The organism is Kocuria sabuli, assembly GCF_040981185.1.
In the GTDB taxonomy this organism is placed as follows: Bacteria; Actinomycetota; Actinomycetes; order Actinomycetales; family Micrococcaceae; genus Kocuria; species Kocuria sabuli.
This window is the reverse complement of record NZ_JAVHZE010000007.1, coordinates 31,826-49,341: the sequence shown is the minus strand read 5'-3', so window position 1 is coordinate 49,341 and position 17,516 is coordinate 31,826. Positions and strand designations below refer to the sequence as shown.

The following is a 17,516-nucleotide window of genomic DNA, read 5'->3' as shown; positions in this document are numbered from 1 at the left end:
CCGGCACGACGGGAAGGACAGGACCGCCGATGACGGCATTCCTCGCCCGCAGGGCGGCGACCCTGGGCGTCACCGTCCTGCTGGCGTCCTTCGTGGTCTTCCTCATCCCCTACGTGACCCCGGGGGACCCGGTGCGCAAGATCATCCGGTCGCGGGTGGCCGGGGAGGTGATCGACGACTCCGTCGTCCAGGGGCTGTCGGCCGACCTGGGGCTCCAGGACCCCCTGGTCGTGCAGTACCTGCGGTGGCTGGGCCGGCTGCTGGGGGGCGACATGGGCCTGTCCTACGCGAGCCGCACCCCGGTGGCCGAGCAGGTCCTGCCCGCCCTGGGGATCACGCTGAGCCTCGTGGTCATGACCCTCGGGACGGCCGCGGTGGTCTCCGTGGTCCTGGGGGTCGTCGCCGCCCTGCAGGAGGGGCGCGCGGCCGACAGGATCATCACCACGATCACCCAGGCGTTCATCGCCGTGCCGGAGTACTGGCTCGCCCCGATGCTCGTGCTGGTCTTCGCGCTGAACCTGTCCCTGCTGCCCTCCGCCGGGTGGGCCGGGCCGTCCTCCGCGGTCCTGCCGGTGGCCGTCCTGGCGCTGCGCCCGACGAGCTACTTCACCTCGGCCGTGCGCGAGGGGATGCTCGACGCCCTGGGCGCCGATCACGTCGTCGCCGCCCGTGCCCGCGGGCTCAGCCACTCCCGGACCGTCTGGCGGCACGTGGTCCCCAACGGGCTGCTGCCCCTGACCACCCTGGTGGCCGTGTGGTTCGCCGGGCTGCTGGGCGGTTCCGTCATCGTGGAGGTCGTCTTCGCCATCCCCGGCATGGGGCGGCTGCTCTACGACGCCGTGCGCAACAGCGACATCCCCCTGGCGCAGGGCGGCGTGGTCGTCGTCGTCGGCCTGGCCGTCGTGCTGACCACCGCGGCCGACCTGGTCCACGGCCTGCTCAACCCCCGGCTGAGGGGGCGCCGTGCGTGAGCGGCCCGTCATCGTCCTGGCCGCGTCGGCGGCCCTGGCCCTCGTGGTGCTCGCCGTGGTCCTCGCGCCGTGGCTCGCTCCGTACCCGCCGGCCGACCAGGACCTCGCCGCCCGGCTCGCCCCGCCGAGCGCCGCGCACTGGCTGGGCACCGACCACCTCGGCCGGGATACGCTGAGCCGGCTGCTCGACGGCGGGCGGTTCTCGCTGACCGTCGCCGCGCTCGCCACGGTGCTGACCGGCGTGCTCGGCACCGTCATCGGAGTGGTCAGCGCCCGCCGCCGGGGCTGGCTCGACGAGCTGTTCACCCGGGCCAACGACGTCCTGCTGGCGCTGCCGGAGATGGTGGTGGCCCTGTTCCTGGTCGCCGTGCTCGGCCCCGGCCACCTGTCCCTGCTGCTGGCCCTCACGGTGACCGGCTGGACGCCGTTCGCCCGGCTGGCCCGGGCGCTCACCTACGACGTCTCGGCGCGCGGCTTCATCGAGGCCGCCCGGGTGCTCGGGTGCTCGCCGTCCTTCATCGTCCTGCGCCACGTCCTGCCGCACCTGGCCGGGCCCCTGCTCGGCCAGGCCACGCTGCGGTTCGGGCAGTTCCTGATCACCGTGGGGGCCCTCTCCTACCTGGGGCTGGGGGTGCAGCCGCCGCAGTCGGACTGGGGGGCGATGCTGGCCGCCGCCCAGCCGTACGCGACCAGGTCCCCGCTGACGATCCTCGCCCCCGGGCTGGTGGTCTTCGTCGTCGCGCTGTGCGTCACCCTCATCGGTCAGCGCCTGGCCCGCGTGACGAGCACCCGCATGGTGCTCGCCTCGGCCCCGTCCAGGACGGTCCCGGATGCCTGAGGGCCTGACCGTCGAGCAGCTGCACGTCAGCCACCGGGCCCACGCCGGCGCGGGTGCCGCCCGCCCGGTCCTCTCCGGGATCGACCTCGCCGTGGCCCCGGGGGAGTTCGTGGCCCTGGTCGGGGCCTCCGGCAGCGGCAAGACCATGACCGCCATGTCCGTCCTGGGGCTGCTGCCCCCGCAGGTGCACCTCGACTCCGGATCGATCCGGCTGGGCGGGACCGACCTCGCGCGAGCGGGCGAGGCCGAGCTGAACAGGGTGCGCGGCGGACGGATCGGCATGCTCTACCAGCAGCCCAAGCGGATGTTCAACCCGCGCCGGACCGTCCTGGAGCACCTGCGGGAGCCCCTGCGGCTCCACGCCGGGCTCCGGGGCGCGCAGGCCCGGGAGCGGGCGCTGGAGCTGCTGGCCGAGGTGGGGTTCCGTGACCCGGAGTCCTGTGCGCGCGCGCACCCCCACCAGCTCTCCGGGGGCATGGCCCAGCGGGCCATGGTGGCCCTCGCCCTGGCCGGCCGGCCGGAGGTGCTGCTGGCGGACGAACCGACCTCCGCCCTGGACACGGTGCTCGAGCGGCAGATCATGGAGCTGCTGGACCGGGAGCGGCGCGACCGCGGGCTCGGAGTGCTCTACATCACCCACAACCTCGCCACCGTCTCCGCCTACGCCGACCGCGTGGTGGTGATGGACGCCGGCCGGGTCCTGGAGGCGGGCCCGGCCGGCACCGTGCTCAACCGTCCGCGGAGCGCCTGCACGAAGGCCCTGCTGGAGGCCGCGTCCCTCACCCCCGACAGCACGCCCCCCACCGAGGCCGGGCCGGGCGCCGCACTGGCGCTGGAGGGCGTCACCAAGACCTACGCCCGGGGCCGGCGCGGTGGGCGCCCCGCCCTGGAACGGGTCACGCTGGAGCTGCGCGAGGGCGAGGTCCTCGGGGTCCTGGGCCAGTCCGGATCGGGCAAGAGCACCCTGGCCCGCCTGATCGTCGGGCTGGAGACCCCCGACGAGGGGCGCATCACCCGGGCGCCGGGGCCGGCGGACGGCACCGGCCCCGCGGGCACGACGGTGCAGCTGGTCTTCCAGGAGCCGCACGACTCCTTCGACCCCCGCATGCGGCTGCGCACCAGCCTGGAGGCGCCCCTGCGGCAGCACCGGGACCTCACGGCGGAGGAGCGCGACGCCCGCCTCCACGACGTGGTGCGGGAGGTGGGGCTCGACCCCGGGCTGCTGGACCGGTATCCCGGCCAGTGCTCGGGCGGCCAGCTGCAGAGACTCACCATCGCCCGGGCCCTCCTGCTGGAGCCGGCGGTGCTCATCTGCGACGAGGCCACCTCGGCCCTGGACGCGGCGACCCAGCGCACCGTCCTGGACCTGCTGCTGCGGCTGCACCGGAACCGGCCGCTGTCGCTGATCATGATCTCCCACGACCTGAGCGTGATCCGCTACATGAGCCACCGGGTCGCGGTGCTCCACCGCGGGTCCCTGGTGGAGCTCGCGCCGACCCACGACTTCTTCGCCGATCCGCGCCACGAGCACAGCAGGCAGCTGGTGGCGGCGGCCCTGCCCCGGGTGTGCGCGATCCTGGACAGCCACCCCCTGCCCCCGGAGCGCCGCGATGCCATCGCCTGACCGCGGGTCCGAGACGCGCACCCTGCTGGGTGCCCAGCTGGTGTTCAACATCGGCTTCTACGCCGTCGTGCCCTTCCTCGCCGGGGCCATGGGCACCGAGTACGGCCTGGACGCGGCCGCGATCGGACTGGTGCTCGGGGCGCGCACGTTCAGCCAGCAGGGCATGTTCCTGTTCGGCGGGCTGCTGGCCGACCGCTGGGGCGCCCGCCGGGCCATCCTCACCGGCTGCCTCGTGCGCATCCTGGGCTACGCCACGCTGGCGGCGGCCTCGGACTTCACCCTGTTCCTGCTCGGCGCGGTCCTCACCGGCGCCGGGGGCGCCCTGTTCTCCCCGGCCCTGGAGTCCCAGCTCTCCCACGCCGACCAGACGCCGGCCGGGGGGCCGGGTCCCGGGGGGGAGGAACCGGCGGTCGGTGTTCGTGTGGCTGGCGATCACCGGCGAGCTGGGCGCGGTCGTGGGCCCCCTGCTGGGCTCGGTCCTGCTGGGCTGGGGGTTCGACGCGGCCCTGGCCGCCGGGATCGCGGTGTTCACCGCCGTGACCGTCCTGCTGTGGTTCCGCCTCCCCGCCGGTCCCGGCCGCAGGCCGCGGGACCGGGACCCGGCGGGCCCCGCCCTGGACTGCCTGCGCAACCGGCGCTTCGTCGTGTTCTGCCTGTTCGCGGGCACGAACATGCTCGCCTACAACCAGCTCTACTTCACCGTCCCCGTCGAACTGGACCGGCGAGGTCTGGACGCCGCCTGGCTCGGGGGGCTGTTCCTGCTGGCCTCGGTGCTGACCCTGCTCCTGCAGCTGCCGGTCTCCACGCTGGGCCGGCACCTGGGGCCCGGGCGCGCCCTGTCGGCGGGGTTCCTCCTGGTGGCCGCCGCGTTCACCGTCGCCGCCGTCACCTCGGTGCCCCCGGGGACGTCCGGGAGCTCCGTGCTGCCGGTCATGGGCACCGTCGCGGTCCTGATCCTGGGGCACATGCTCCTCACCCCCACGATCCTGTCCCTGGTCCCCGCCTTCACCCCCGCCCCGGAGGCCCGTTCCGGACGGGGGGCCTACTACGGTCTGGCCGCCACCTGCGGCGGCGTCGCCGTGCTCGTGGGCAACGCCGGGCTCGGGGTCCTGCTCGAGCTCACCGCCCGCCACCAGTGGTGGCCCGGCACCCCGTGGGTGCCCCTGGCCCTGCTCGCGCTCCTGGCCGCCGCGGCGCTGCCGGTCGTGCTCCGCGGCCACGGCGCCGTCCGGGCCTCCGGACCGTCCGCCCCGGCGGCGCCGTCCCGCAGAACTCCCTGAGGGGCACCGCCCGCCCCGGGGTCCGGCACGGGGTCGCCCGGCGGTTCCCCCGGCGGGGCGCGTGGACGAGGATGGGAACGGACGGAACGACGCCGTGCCGCCGGGGCCGGTGACACCCCGTCCGGGAGAAGGGAGCCACCATGCCCGTCCACGGGACACACCGAACCCGACGACTGGTCGCCGCCTCGGCGCTGGCGCTGGCCGTCGCGACGACGGCCGGGTGCGCCGGCACGGAGGAGCCCGAGCCGGGCGCCGACACGCCGGTCCAGGAGCTGACGACCGGAGCCCCGCAGACCACCGCTCCGGCGAGCACCGCGGGGACCGCGGCCGAGCTCGCCTACGACGGCCCGTACGACGAGGAGTTCGTGGCGGAGCTGCCCGACTACGCCGGCCGGCAGGTGCGGCTCACCGGCACGGTCGGCGACTTCGTGCGCTCCCGCTCCGCCTACGTGCTCACCGGCCCGGACGGCGGGGATCCGGCGCCCCTGCTGGTCAGCGCCCGCTACACGGCCCCGGACGTGGCGGAGGGCACCGCGGTGCAGGTGACGGGCACGCTCCGGGAGGACTTCGACCCGCTCGCCGCCGAGGGCGCGGCCGGCGACGACGAGGAGGCCGGGTTCTACGAGGAGCACGCCGGCGAGGCCTATCTGGACGAGGCGACGGTGGATCCCGCCTCGTAGGCGGGGCCCGCCGCGGAGCGGGGCGCAGTCACGAGGGGGTCACAGCTTCCGCAGAAGCTCCGGGACGGGACCCCGGAACACTCGGGGCAGGCCCGGTGAAGACCTGCAGAACGCCGCGTCCGCCCTTGTGGGGCCTCGTTCGGCGTGCCTACGGTCGGAGATCAGGTCACCGGGCCCGCGCACGTCGGCTGCACCGGTGACGAGGAACGACTCGCAGGAGGACCACCATGGGAACACGGAACAGGCACGCCACCCGCACGCTCGCCGCGGGACTGTTCGCGGTCGCAGGGCTCGGCCTGGCGGGGTGCGGCTCGGAGGGTCCGGAGACCGGCACCGACGTCGAGGACATCACCGACGGCGAGGTCGTGGAGAGCTCACCGGCGGCCACCCAGGACGCCGGGGCGATGGCGTACGCGGGGGACTACAACCAGGACTTCTACGACGAGTCCACCACCTACGTGGGCCAGCAGGTGACGCTCTCGGCCGAGGTGAGCGAGACGCTCTCGCCCGACGCCTTCGCGATCGCCGGGGCCGTGGACCCGCTGCTGATCATCGAGTCCGAGGAGATCCCCGCGCTCGACACCGGCCAGGTGGTGCAGGTGACCGGCACCGTCCAGGACGACTTCGACGTCGTCACCGTCGAGGAGGAGCTCGGGGTCGACCTCGAGGACGGGGTGTTCGCCGACTTCGAGGGCGAGCCCTACATCATGGCCACCAGCGGAGAGGTCATCGAAGGGGAGTGAGGGCGGGCTCCGATCAGGGGGCTTTCGTCGGGCGCGGCGCAGCTCGACCGTCAGCAGCTGGGGCGGGGCGCTGACCCGCACGGGCAGCAGACCGAACCCGATCCCGCAGGTGACGAACATGGCGTTGCCCTCGGCCCCGTAGCCGGCGGCGCGGTCGTGGTTGCCCATCACCGCGTCCACCGGGATACCGGCCGCGGCCCGGCCTGGCCGCTCGCTCAGCCGTCCATCACCTGTGCTGGCTAGGGTGGGACGACACCGGTCGGGGACCGGCCACCTTGCACACCGTCACCGGAGCACCAAGGAGCACGCAGATGACTCATCGCACCCTCACCGTCGCCGCCGGCCTGACCGGGGCCCTGCTGACCGGCTGCCAGGACGAGACCCGGCTGACCGAGCTGGACCAGTCCGGGGTCTCCAACGAGGAACTGGTCGGGGATCAGATCACCCTCACCAACGACGTGGAAGGCATCTACGGCGAGGAGTTCCTGACCATGGGAGACGAGAAGACCGTCGTCTTCGTCGAGGACATGCCAGCCGATGTGCGCCCCGGCGACGAGGTCGAAGCCACCGGCACCGTGGCCTCAGGCGATCTGTTCAGCGAACCCGGGGACCGGGAGCGGCTGTTCCAGCTCACCGACGAGGAAACCGCCAACTACCTCGTCAACCGGGAGTCCGAGCTCTACCTCACCGAGGCCACCGTCACCGTCGTCGAGTAGGCGCCCCGCCCACTCGACCACACACGACGAAAGTGGACCCTCCCACCGGTGCGGGGGGAGGGTCCACTTTGTCGTGGGGGGCGGGGGCTACTCCTCGATCACCTGGACGTCCTCGGCCACCACACCGAGGTCGAGCTCGCGCTCGACGAGGTAGGAGGTCTCGTCGTCGTCGAAGTCGACTCCCCATCCGGTCTCGATGTCGGTCTCCAGGACCTGGCGGACCGTTCCGGTGACCTGGACGAAGTCCCCGTCCTGGATGTCCTGGGCCGCGGCGTCCACGCCCACCACCGGGGTGTCGTCCTCACCGACGGTGAACAGGTTCGGGCCGACGATCTCGGTGACCTCGTTCTGCATCGTGACCGTCTCGTTGAGAATGGCCGCCGTTGCCGCGGTGCCTTCCTCCTGGGCCTCCTGGACCGGGGTCTCCTCGGCGCAACCTCATCAACCTCTCCATGTCCGCCGACGTGACGTCCCGGGGATCATTGGACGGCGGAGGTGAGGCGGGCGGTGTTGTCGAGGTACTTCTGGTACCAGGGACGGGCCAGCCAGTCCTCCAGATCCAGTTCGTGGCTGTTCCCCCGGTAGCCCTCGACGATGTCGTCCAGGCGGGCCGTGAAGTCCCGGCCGGTGACCATGAGGTTGACCTCGTGGTCGAGCACGAAGGAGCGGATGTCCATGTTGGAGGAGCCCACCACCGCGGCCTGGTCGTCGATGAGCACGAACTTGGCGTGCAGCACGTAGGGGGCCCGGTAGAGGTAGATCCGGATGCCGTCGCGGATCAGCATCTCGTAGAAGGAGCGCTGGGCGTGGTGGGTGAGGGCGTGGTTGGACGTCTCGCCCATGTAGAGGTGCACCTCCACGCCGCGGCCCACCGCGGTGCGCAGCGTGTTGTACATGGACTCGTCGGGCACGAAGTAGGGACTGCACACCGTGATCCGCTCCCGTGCGGAGGCGAAGAGGTGGTTGAACAGCTGCTGGTTGGACTCCTGGGCCAGTCCCGGTCCGGAGGGCAGCACCTGGCAGGCCAGCGTCCCGCCGGCCGGCTCAGGGCCTGGTGCCGGGGCCCGGTCCGTGTCCAGGACCATGTCGTCGGTCTCGCAGTACCAGTCGGTGGCGAAGAGCGCGTCCAGGTGCCCGACCGCCGGCCCCCGGACACGAACCGTCATCCCGATCCACTGCAGGCCCTTCTTCCGGTTCTTCCTCTTGTTGTAGCTGCGGTCGATGACGTTCTGCGATCCGGTGAAGGCCACCGTCCCGTCGACCACGAGGATCTTGCGGTGGTTGCGCAGGTCCGGGCGCTGGTACTCCCCGCGCCAGGGCCGCACCGGCAGCATCCGCCGCCAGTCGACCCCGGCGTCGTCGAGGCGGTGCACGAGCTGCCGGTACCCGGGGTAGCCGGCCGAGCCGAGGTGGTCGATGAGCACCCGCACGGTGACCCCGCGGCGGTGGGCGTCCTCCAGGGCCGCGATCACCGGCTCGGTCGTGGGGTCGGCGACGGCGATGTAGAACTGGAAGTGCACGTAGTGCTCAGCACCCCGGATCTGCTCGGCCATCGCCGCCAGCGACGCGTCGTAGTCGTCGATGATCTCGATCCGGTGCCCCCCGGCCACGGGAAACGCCCCGTTGTGCTGGTTCAGCCGGACCGTCTCGTGCACCCAGTCCCGCATCGACCGGACTTCCTGCGCCCCGGTGCCGGGGCCGTGCGCGTCCACCCGTTCCGCCGCCTCGCGCTGCTTCCGCCGGCGTGCCTCGGGCAGGTCCGCCCGGCCCAGGACCAGGAACACCAGCCCGCCCAGGACCGGGAAGAAGAAGATCACCAGCAACCAGCCCCAGGCCGCCGAGGGCCGCCGGTTGTGCGGGATCGTGCCCAGGGCCACGAGGCGGATGACGAGGTCCACGGTGAAGAACGTGATCGTCACCCACGGCGGGACGCTGTTCCACAGCAGCTGGGCGAAATTCATGGGGCGGGGCCTCCGGTCCGGCGGGCGGGGTCGTTCCGGCCCCGCCCGCCGGTGCTCCGGTGGTGTCCCGGTCCACGGGCCCGGGGCGGGGCCGGTGCTGCCTACTCCTCCGGCAGCAGCCGGACGGAGCTGGCCTCGACGTAGGGCTGCTGGTCGTGGTCCTGGTACAGCTCGTCGGTGAAGTCCTCCTGGGCCTGGTCGTCCAGGGTCGAGGGATCGAAGGACTGCTGGACCGTGCCGACGACCTCCACGACCTGGCCCTCCTCGACGTCGACCTGGTCCATGTCGTAGAGCACCAGCAGCGGGTCCACGGTGTTCTCCGCGGTGCCGGCGATCACCAGGCCGTCGTCGCTGATGACGTCGCTGACCTCGGCGGAGAGCGTGACCTGCTGGCCGACGTAGGTCTCCCGCTCGTCGGAGAAGCCCTGGTCGTAGTCGCCGACGAAGGCGTCCCCGGTGGTGGGGCCGTTCTCCGGGGCCGGGGAGGACTCCAGGACCTCGCCCTCGGTGACGTCCTCGACGTCGGCGCCGGTCTCGGGGCCCTCGGTGCTGCAGCCGGCCAGGCCGAGCCCGGCGGCGGCGGCGAGGGCCGCGGCGGCGGTGCGGGCGGTGGGGCGTCGATCACGGGTGGTCATGGAGTGCCTCCTGGATGTGCTGTCGCGGCGGGCCGTGGCAGCGGGCCCGGTGCGCGAGGAACCGGCGGTGGACCGACCGACCGTAGGCACGCCGAGCCGGACCTTTCAACAGTCGGGACGCCCTCGGCCGGGAGACGGCCGCAAACGTGACCGGTCCGTGATGGTCTGTGGTGGGACTTCGCCGGAGGCCCTGCGGTAGCGCCCAGGTTCGGCGACGGCCACACCCGTCGGCGGCGGGGCCGTCCGGCACCTCACCCGTCCGCCGGGTCCGCCGCGGGCCGGACGTGCCGGACCCAGCGAGCGATCTGCTCGGCGACGAGCTCGGGGCGGGTCAGAGGCAGCATGTGGCCCTCCTCGGGAAGGCGCAGGAGCTCTCCGTCCGGCAGGGCCTCCATCAGCCTGTCCAGCTCGTCCTGCGACACCTCGGGGTCGGCGCTGCCGTGGATGACGAGAGCGGGCACCGTCAGGTCCGGCGCCATCCGGCTGCCGTCGTGACTGATGCTGGCCAGCGTCGTCCTGGTCAGCGCGCGGGGCCGGCTGTTGAGGAAGTCCTCCCGGACCCGGGCGACGAGTTCACGCGGGGCGCCGGAGGTGAAGGCGAACCGGCGGATGAGCCGGTCGGACAGATCCTCGAGGGAACGGATCCGCTTGCCGACCAGCACGCCGGTGCGCAGCGCCTTCGTCCAGCCCAGGCGCAGGCCCGCCTGCACCGGTGCCGGCAGCCCGCGCGCAGGAAACCCGGGGAAGGTGACGGTGGAGCCGCCGGAACCGGCGAACACCGCGCCGGCCACGTGCTCGTTCCCGCAGTGGTGGGCGCGGGCGACCACGATGCCCCCGCCGAGGCTGTTGCCGACCACCACGGCGGCCGGGTCCGGGGGTACGACCTCACGCAGCACCGCGTCGAGGTCCCTGGCATGGGCCTCCATGGAGTAGTCGCCGCTGCGGGCGTCACCGCTCTGGGCGTGCCCGCGCAGATCGTAGGCCACCACGCGGTGGTCCGCCTCGAGCAGGCCCGGCACCTCCCCCCACGAGTCGCTGGACAGGCCGAGACCGTGCACCAGCACGACGACGGGCGCTCCCGGCCGTCCCCACGTGTGCAACGCCAGCCGGGTTCCGTCGAAAGACGTCACGTCGCTCATCGCGCCACTCCTCCTCGGGCCGGTGCTCTCCCGGGCCCGTCGTCCGCCTCGGTGCGGGCGCTCTCGCCCGTCGCCGTGCCCCACCATAGGCGCAGGGGCGCGACCCGGAACAAGGGAGTCCCGGGTCACCGGTCCGGTGGTCTCCCGGCCGGTCACGGCCGGGTCACGGGTTGCCGGGCGGGAGCGCTGAATCGGTGGCCGGGCTTGCCGGGCCCGGCTCGGTGTCCCTAGCGTGGGGGCACCGAGCCGGCAGGTCCCGCAGGCGCCGCCGGTGTTTCCCGCCGATGACCGGAGGCGCACCATGACGATCCGTGACCGACGCCGTATCCGCGTGCTGAGCGCGACGCTGGCCGCTGTGACCGCGCTGGGCCTGGCCGGGTGCAACCGGGAGGACCCGGTGCCGGCCGACGGGGAGTTCATGGGCAACTCCGCCCCGGCCACGGAGGGAACCCCTGCGGAGGAGAACAGGGTGGTCTACGAGGGCCAGTACAACCAGGAGTTCATCGACGAGGCTGCGGCCTACGTGGGACAGCGGGTCACGATCTCGGGGCAGGTGAGCCGGACGCTGTCGCCGGAGGCCTTCGCGATCGCCGGGCCGGCCGATCCGATGCTCGTCGTGGAGGAGCAGGAGATCCCCGCGGTGGACGAGGGCCAGACCGTGGAGCTCACCGGCACGATGCGGGAGAACTTCTCGGTGACCGAGGTCGAGGAGCAGCTCGGAGTCGAGCTGGACGACGACCTCTACACCGACTTCGAGGGGGAGAACTACCTCATGGCCACGCAGGGCCGGGCCGGCGAGCAGGGATAGTCCCGCGCCGCCCGCCGGGACCCGTGTGCCGGTCCCGGCGGGCGGCGCGGCGCGCGGCGGCTCAGCGCGGCGTGGTGGAGGGCTCGGCCCGGCGCCGTGCCCAGCCCAGCACGAGCATCCCGGCGACCAGGGAGCCGCACATCCCGGCGAACAGGTCCACGACCGTGTCCGTGTAGCCCACCAGCATGCCCTGCGGGCTGATCTGCTCGACGACCCACTCGTAGTACTCCCACAGCACCGCCGCGGTCGTCCCGACCAGGCCCACCCACAGGACCGGGGCCCAGCCCCGGACCTGCCGCCCGGGCTCGCGGGCATCGGGCAGCAGACCGGCGTCCACCAGCAAGAAGTAGGACACCGCCGCCAGGCTGCCGGGGGTCAGGACGTGGACGACCGTGTCGAAGTGCGGGATCTCCGCGTACCAGTGCTGCACCGATCCCCACATCGCCAGCAGCACCAGCACCGCGAAGGCCGCCACGAAACCGGTGGGCACCTTCGCCCGCCGGGTCAGCAGCAGCACGACCGTCACCGCCGCGAAGCGCAGCATCCCGTCCCAGCGCTGCATCAGTCCCAGGTACGCGGCGCTGGCCACCGCGACGGCCACCGCCGAGAGAAACACCCACGATCCCACTCTGTTCTTCGAGGTCATCCGCCCACGCTACGGCCCCGCACCGGGACCGCCAACACCGGATCCCGGGGCGGGGTCCGGCTCAGCCGGCCGAGGGGGTCGAGGCCGGCTCGGCGCTCTCCACGTCGGTCGCCTCGACGTAGGGCTCGCCGTCGTAGCGGGCGAGCTCCTCCACCCCGGGAGTCTCGCGGAGGTCCTCCTCCGCAGTGGGCACGTTGTAGGCCTCGCGGTAGGTCCCGGTCACCTCCACCAGGTCGCCGGTGTCCAGGCCCGAGGTGTCCTCGTCGAAGTTCACCACCAGCAGGGGCTCCGTGGCCGTCTCCTCCGCACCGGTGATGGTGAAGGCCACCGGCGAGACGACCTCCTCGACCTGGGCGGTCAGCGTCACGTCCGCGTCCACCAGGGTGGACGCGTCGTCGACGAAGGCCTCGTCGTAGGGCCCGGTGTAGGTCCCGGGGTCCTCGCCTGCGGGCTGCTGCTGCGCCTCTCCGACGTCGTCGCCGGACCGGTCGGCGGAGCCGCCGCAGCCGGCCAGGCCGAGCCCGGCGACGGCGGCGAGCGCCGCGGCGGTGGTGCGGGCGGTGCGGCGTCGGTCGTGGGTGGTCATGGCGTGCCTCCTGGAGATGCTGCTGCTGCGGCGGGCCCGGTCCGCGGGGGACCGGCGGTGGACCGACCGACCGTAGGCACGCTGAGCCGGACCTTTCAACAGCCGGGGCGCCGTCGGGCGGGAAAGAGCCGGAAACGTGATCGCCCCGTGATGGCGCGCGGAGCGACCTCTCCGGAGGCGTTGTGGCCTTCCCCAGGTTCGGGACCGGCCGCTACGGCTCCTGCCGGTCCGCGAGCTCGTCGTCGACCCAGCGCGGCGCGGCGGCCACGCTGCCGGCGGCGACGAGGACCACGCCGGTGGCCATCAGCAGGACCAGGGGCACCGTCCAGCTGCCGGTGGCCTCGTGCAGGGCGCCGACGGCGAAGGGCCCGGCCGCGGCGAGCAGGTAGCCCACCGGCTGGATGAACCCGGAGAGCCGGGCCGTGACCCGGGGGTCCCGGGTCCGGGCCGTGAGCAGGGCCAGGGCGGTGGGGAAGGCGAAGCCGCCGACCCCCAGCAGCAGGGCCCAGGCCCAGGGCACGGTGGCGGGCGCGAGCAGCAGACCGAGGTAGCCGCCGACCATGCACGCCCCGAGGCCCAGGATCCACCGTCTCAGGTGGGGCGAGCCGGCGACGAGCAGGGGCATGAGCAGCCCGCCCGGGATCCCCATGGCGGCGATCAGGGCGGTCAGCTGCCCGGCCTTCGCCTGCTCCAGTCCGCCGTCGCGGTAGATCTGGGCCACCCAGCCGAACTGGACGTAGGCGTGCATCGACTGGATCCCGAAGTACGCGCACAGCGCCACGGCGGTGCGGGACCGGACGATCGACGTCCGGCGTCCCCCGGGCAGCGCCCGGGACGGGGCCGTGGCCGGCTCGCGCCGGTCACGGCCGGTGACCAGGGCCCAGGGGACGAGAGCGACCAGGGCCAGCAGGCCCCACAGGCCGAGGGCGGCACGCCACCCGCCGGGCCCGTGCGCCGTCAGCGGTCCCGCCGCCAGCAGGGGCAGGGTGGCCCCGACGGCCAGACCCACCGTGTAGACGGAGTTCAGGGCGGCGGTGCGCCGCCCGCCGTGGCGCTTGACGAAGGCCGGCACCAGGATGTTGCCGACGGCCATGCCGGTGAAGCCCAGGACCGTCAGGGCCAGGAAGAGCGGCACCGAGCCGGTGACCGCCCGGGCCAGGAGCCCCGCGGCCACCAGGGCGAGCCCGGTGGTGACGGCTCCGCTGATCCCGGTCCTGCGGGACAGCGCGGCCGCGCAGGCCCCGGCGGCGGCGAACGTGAGCCCGGGCAGGGCGGTGAGCACCCCGGCCATCGTGGGACCCAGGCCGAGGCCCTGCTGGACCTCGGCGAGGACCGGACCCACGGACGTGGCGCCGGGGCGGAGGTTGACCGCCACGAGCACGACCGCCACCACGACCAGCCACCGCGGCACCCGGGACGGGGTAGGGCCGGGGTGCCGGGACGGGGTGGGCTCGTTCACCGGGCAGTTCTATCACGGGGCGCCCCGGCGCCCCGACCTGCGGCGGGGGCTCCTGCCGCCGCCGGTCTCAGCTGGCGCTCTCGAGGTGGGCCAGGGGCAGCCAGCGGTGCATGAGCCGGCGGAAGGCCACGGAGGCGCCGTTGGTGTCCTGGGCGGCCAGCAGCTCCACGGCGTCCTCGAAGTCCTGCGGGCTCTCGTCCGGCTGGAACGTGTCCGCGACCGCCCCGTAGTGCAGGACCACCAGGGAGTTGGCGGAGAACGCGCCGAGCCACCGGCCGAGGTGCGTGAGGTCGTCGGCCAGCTCCTCGAGCTCCTCGCCGCCGGCGTCCTCGACCACCTGCGCGGCGCGCACCACCCGCAGGGTCGCGACGTCGACCGGCACGGCGCACCGGTGGACGCGGTTGCCGTGGTGGAAGCTCTCGGTGTGGTCCTCCGGGGTGAAGAGGGAGAACCACGCCATGGGCACCGTGAACGCCGACTGGCGGGCGTGGACGGGCACGAAGTGCTCCCGGGTGATCTGCTCGCCCGCGGCCCGGACCACGTCCTCGGGGATGAGCAGGTTGGGCAGGGGCTGGCCGCCCTCCTCCTCCGCGAGCGCGACGAGGCGCAGCGAGCGCCGCAGCCGCTGCGGCGGGTGGTAGACGGGGAAGTCCCCGACGCCGGCGGCGAGCATGTCCCGGCCCCGGGGCGCGGCGGAGAACGGCAGGGTCCACAGCGGCTCCACGGCCGGCGGCAGCGGCTCCTCGCCCGGCTCGGCCAGGCGGGCGAGCTGCTCGGTGAGCTCGTTCACCCCGGCCTCCTCGGGCGGCAGCGCCCGGGGCACCAGGGGGGCGTACACGGCGTCGAGCTCCTCCGCGGGCACGTAGACGCGGAGGGCGAACTGGTGGGGGATCCCGGTGGCCGAACGGAACGTCCGGCCGACCTGCAGCAGCTGGGCCACGGCGGCTCAGTCGATCTCGACGATCACGGGGGCGTGGTCCGAGGCGCCCTTGCCCTTGCGCTCCTCGCGGTCGATCACCGCGTCGGTGACGCGGCCGGCCAGGGCGGGGGAGTAGAGCTGGAAGTCGATGCGCATCCCCTCCTTCTTCGGGAAGCGCAGGCCCTTGTAGTCCCAGTAGGTGTAGACGCCGGGGCCGGGGTGCCGGGGGCGGACCACGTCCTGGTAGCCGGCCTCCTCGAGGAAGGCGCGGAAGGCGGCGCGCTCGGCCTCGCTGACGTGGGTCAGGCCGTTGTCCAGGAAGAACCGGAGGTCCCACACGTCCTCGTCCTGCAGGGCGACGTTCCAGTCGCCCACGAGGGCGACCTGCGCCTGCGCGTCGTCCTCGACCCACTGCCGGGCGTGGTCCTTGAGGACCCGCAGCCACTCGAGCTTGTACGGCATGTGGGGGTCCTCCAGGCCGCGCCCGTTGGGGACGTAGAGGGACCAGACGCGGACCCCGGCGCACGTGGCGCCGATCGCCCGCGCCTCCTGCACCGGGTCCTCGCCGGGCTTGCCGAAGGCCGGCTGGCCCGGGAAGGTGCGCTCGACGTCGTCGAGGCCCACGCGGGAGGCGATCGCCACCCCGTTCCACTGGCTCAGGCCGAAGTGGGCGACGTCGTAGCCCATGAACTCGAAGAGCTCCCAGGGGAAGTTCTCGTCCTTGGCCTTGGTCTCCTGGATGGCCAGGACGTCCACGTCGGAGCGCTGCAGCCACGCCTCCACGCGGTCGGCGCGGGCGCGGACGGAGTTCACGTTCCAGGTGGCGATCTTCATGACGCCCACGTTACCGGCTGGCCCGGACGGGAATCCCCGCAGGGCGCTTCGCACCGCCGGCGGCTGGCTCCTCGGCCTGCCCGCCACCGACGTCGGCGTCTTCTCCACGGAATCGGCCGCGGCGGCCTTACCCGCCGTCCTCCTGCTCAGCCTCGGGGCGCAGCTGCTCGGGGTCCTCCTCGCCACCGTGCACTACCGGCGCGGGCGCCGCGCCGGGTGACGTGGGACTTCCCCGGGCTCCCGCCCCGCTCTGATTGCAGGTGCTAATTTCCTGCTGGCCCGCGCCCCCGGCGGAGCCGCCCCCCAGCAGGGAGAGACCCCATGAACCTCGCACGGACCGCGCTCGCCGTGTCCACCGCCGCCGCGCTCCTGTTCGGCGGACTGCCGGCCGCGCTCGCCGCCCCCTCCGCCCCGGCCGGGATCCTGCCCGCGGAGTCCGCCCCGACCGGTCCCGCCCCGGCCAGGGCGGCCCTGCCGGAGGACCTCCCGCCCGCGGAGGACCTCCGGCCCGCGGGGAGGACCCCCGCCGCGCTCCTCGACGGAGGATCAGCCGGCGAGGCGGCCCCCGTCCCGGCCGCAGCGGACGGCGCAGGACAGGCCGCCGGTCAGGCCGCGGGACTGCCCGGTGCCGGCGAGCCGGCCGCGGCCGCCGCGGCCGGCGCCCACCCGACCACGGTGGAGCAGATCACCGAGGCCTTCAAGGTCGTCAACGACCACCGGAGCCAGGCCCGGCGTGCCCCTCTCGTCTACAACTCCGCCCTGTCCCGCAACGCCCAGCAGTGGGCCGAGACGATGGCCCGGAACGGGAAGGAGCTGCGCAACCCCGACCCCTGGGCGGGCGTGCCCGCCGGCGCCGTCCGGATGGACCAGTACTACGGCCGGGGCGAGTTCACCGGAGCCTTCGCGGGCGTCGACGCCGTCGAGGCCCTCACCCACTACCTCCTGGACTTCTACCCGCGCAACGGGACCGACCAGTTCGCCCGGGACCTGACCCACCTCGGGATCGGCGTGAGTCACGTGGCCACCTCGGGCCCGGAGGGACCCGGGTGGGAGACCTACCTGACGGTCTACTTCTACGCCTATCCGCCCGGCCACTCCGTGCCCGGCACCTCGGCGACGCCGGCGGGTGCCTTCGTGCCCCCGGTGAGCACTCCGTCCTACAGTGTGCGGGGCGCCATCGGCACCAAGTACCACCGCCTGGGCGGCGCCGCCGTGCTCGGCGAGCCCACCATGAACGAGCGCGGCGGCCTCATCGAGGGCGGCGTCTACCAGCCGTTCCGGAAGGGCACCCGCACCACCACGATCTACTGGGCCCCGGCCAACGGGGCGCTCGCGGTGAAGAACTACGGCTCGATCGGCCGGAAGTGGGTCGCCGCCGGGCGCGAGCACTCCTACGGCCTGCCGGTCACGGACGAGCGTCCCGTCACCGGAGGGGCCTACCAGGTCTTCCGCCGCGACGGGCGCAGCACCACGGTGATGTGGAGCCCCGCGACCGGTTCCCGCGCGATCAAGCAGTACGGGGCGATCGGGCGGGCCTGGAAGGCCGCGGGCTCCGAGCGCGGCTGGGGCTTCCCGGTCACCGACGAGTACCGCCACGGCGCCGAGGTGCGCCAGCGCTTCGCGAAGGGCTACACCGCCCACTACGCCGCCGGGCGCACCTGGGTCACCCGCTGACGC

At 73.8% G+C, this 17,516-nt stretch carries 19 protein-coding genes and 1 pseudogene; 11 read left to right on the top strand and 9 right to left on the bottom strand.

Annotation, left to right across the window (positions count from 1 at the left end; genetic code table 11):
* The first annotated feature begins 29 nt into the window (after positions 1 to 29).
* The 8 genes and pseudogenes from RE027_RS08985 (at position 30) to RE027_RS08950 (ending at position 6,852) form a co-directional block, all read left to right on the top strand.
* Positions 30 to 971, top strand: coding sequence for an ABC transporter permease (locus RE027_RS08985; protein ID WP_368807910.1), 942 nt, complete (start codon positions 30 to 32; stop codon positions 969 to 971).
* Positions 964 to 1,809: an ABC transporter permease gene (locus tag RE027_RS08980; RefSeq protein WP_368807909.1), complete on the top strand. Its 846-nt coding sequence runs from the start codon at positions 964 to 966 to the stop codon at positions 1,807 to 1,809. Before RE027_RS08985 ends, RE027_RS08980 begins: the two co-directional genes overlap by 8 nt.
* Positions 1,802 to 3,433: a nickel ABC transporter ATP-binding protein NikE gene (nikE, locus tag RE027_RS08975; RefSeq protein ID WP_368807908.1), complete on the top strand. Its 1,632-nt coding sequence runs from the start codon at positions 1,802 to 1,804 to the stop codon at positions 3,431 to 3,433. Before RE027_RS08980 ends, nikE begins: the two co-directional genes overlap by 8 nt.
* Positions 3,420 to 3,716, top strand: a pseudogene (locus RE027_RS08970) (MFS transporter); the annotation flags it as partial. The gene nikE and the pseudogene RE027_RS08970, both read left to right, overlap by 14 nt.
* A 130-nt stretch (positions 3,717 to 3,846) precedes the next feature.
* Positions 3,847 to 4,713: an MFS transporter gene (locus tag RE027_RS08965; RefSeq protein WP_368807907.1), complete on the top strand. Its 867-nt coding sequence runs from the start codon at positions 3,847 to 3,849 to the stop codon at positions 4,711 to 4,713.
* 140 nt (positions 4,714 to 4,853) lie between these two features.
* Positions 4,854 to 5,393, top strand: a complete 540-nt coding sequence (locus RE027_RS08960; RefSeq protein WP_368807906.1) for a hypothetical protein — start codon at positions 4,854 to 4,856, stop codon at positions 5,391 to 5,393.
* Positions 5,394 to 5,620: 227 nt separating this feature from the next.
* Positions 5,621 to 6,136: a hypothetical protein gene (locus RE027_RS08955; RefSeq protein WP_368807905.1), complete on the top strand. Its 516-nt coding sequence runs from the start codon at positions 5,621 to 5,623 to the stop codon at positions 6,134 to 6,136.
* 311 nt (positions 6,137 to 6,447) lie between these two features.
* Positions 6,448 to 6,852: a hypothetical protein gene (locus RE027_RS08950; RefSeq protein ID WP_368807904.1), complete on the top strand. Its 405-nt coding sequence runs from the start codon at positions 6,448 to 6,450 to the stop codon at positions 6,850 to 6,852.
* Between the two features lie 87 nt (positions 6,853 to 6,939).
* Here the strand turns inward: RE027_RS08950 and RE027_RS08945 are convergent, their stop codons facing one another.
* The 4 genes from RE027_RS08945 to RE027_RS08930 form a co-directional block, all read right to left on the bottom strand.
* A complete protein-coding gene (locus RE027_RS08945) occupies positions 6,940 to 7,206 on the bottom strand; it encodes a hypothetical protein (protein ID WP_368807903.1) in 267 nt (88 codons plus the stop codon).
* A 125-nt stretch (positions 7,207 to 7,331) separates the two neighbouring features.
* Positions 7,332 to 8,813, bottom strand: coding sequence for a cardiolipin synthase (gene cls / locus RE027_RS08940; protein ID WP_368807902.1), 1,482 nt, complete (start codon positions 8,811 to 8,813; stop codon positions 7,332 to 7,334).
* 101 nt (positions 8,814 to 8,914) lie between these two features.
* A complete protein-coding gene (locus RE027_RS08935; RefSeq protein ID WP_368807901.1) occupies positions 8,915 to 9,448 on the bottom strand; it encodes a hypothetical protein in 534 nt (177 codons plus the stop codon).
* Between the two features lie 251 nt (positions 9,449 to 9,699).
* Positions 9,700 to 10,587 (bottom strand): alpha/beta fold hydrolase, encoded by an 888-nt coding sequence (locus RE027_RS08930; RefSeq protein WP_368807900.1) that lies wholly within the window; start codon positions 10,585 to 10,587, stop codon positions 9,700 to 9,702.
* 301 nt (positions 10,588 to 10,888) lie between these two features.
* Here RE027_RS08930 and RE027_RS08925 point away from each other — a divergent pair, with 301 nt between their 5' ends.
* A complete protein-coding gene (locus tag RE027_RS08925; protein ID WP_368807899.1) occupies positions 10,889 to 11,395 on the top strand; it encodes a hypothetical protein in 507 nt (168 codons plus the stop codon).
* Positions 11,396 to 11,456: 61 nt separating this feature from the next.
* Here the strand turns inward: RE027_RS08925 and RE027_RS08920 are convergent, their stop codons facing one another.
* The 5 genes from RE027_RS08920 to RE027_RS08900 all read right to left on the bottom strand — a co-directional run bounded on the left by RE027_RS08920 (position 11,457) and on the right by RE027_RS08900 (position 15,839).
* A complete protein-coding gene (locus RE027_RS08920) occupies positions 11,457 to 12,041 on the bottom strand; it encodes a DUF2238 domain-containing protein (RefSeq protein ID WP_368807898.1) in 585 nt (194 codons plus the stop codon).
* A 61-nt stretch (positions 12,042 to 12,102) separates the two neighbouring features.
* Positions 12,103 to 12,627, bottom strand: coding sequence for a hypothetical protein (locus tag RE027_RS08915; protein WP_368807897.1), 525 nt, complete (start codon positions 12,625 to 12,627; stop codon positions 12,103 to 12,105).
* 211 nt (positions 12,628 to 12,838) lie between these two features.
* Positions 12,839 to 14,086 carry an MFS transporter gene (locus tag RE027_RS08910; protein WP_368807896.1) on the bottom strand — a complete coding sequence of 416 codons (1,248 nt, stop codon included), beginning with the start codon at positions 14,084 to 14,086 and terminating at the stop codon, positions 12,839 to 12,841.
* 67 nt (positions 14,087 to 14,153) lie between these two features.
* Entirely contained in the window at positions 14,154 to 15,026 is an 873-nt protein-coding gene (locus tag RE027_RS08905) for a DUF8083 family protein (RefSeq protein WP_368807895.1), read from the bottom strand.
* 6 nt (positions 15,027 to 15,032) lie between these two features.
* Positions 15,033 to 15,839 (bottom strand): exodeoxyribonuclease III, encoded by an 807-nt coding sequence (locus RE027_RS08900; RefSeq protein ID WP_368807894.1) that lies wholly within the window; start codon positions 15,837 to 15,839, stop codon positions 15,033 to 15,035.
* Here RE027_RS08900 and RE027_RS08895 point away from each other — a divergent pair.
* Complete coding sequence (locus RE027_RS08895; RefSeq protein WP_368807893.1) at positions 15,838 to 16,059, top strand: hypothetical protein; 222 nt, start codon at positions 15,838 to 15,840, stop codon at positions 16,057 to 16,059. The genes RE027_RS08900 and RE027_RS08895 overlap by 2 nt on opposite strands.
* Positions 16,060 to 16,160: 101 nt before the next feature.
* Positions 16,161 to 17,513, top strand: coding sequence for a CAP domain-containing protein (locus RE027_RS08890; protein WP_368807892.1), 1,353 nt, complete (start codon positions 16,161 to 16,163; stop codon positions 17,511 to 17,513).
* Positions 17,514 to 17,516: the final 3 nt, after the last annotated feature.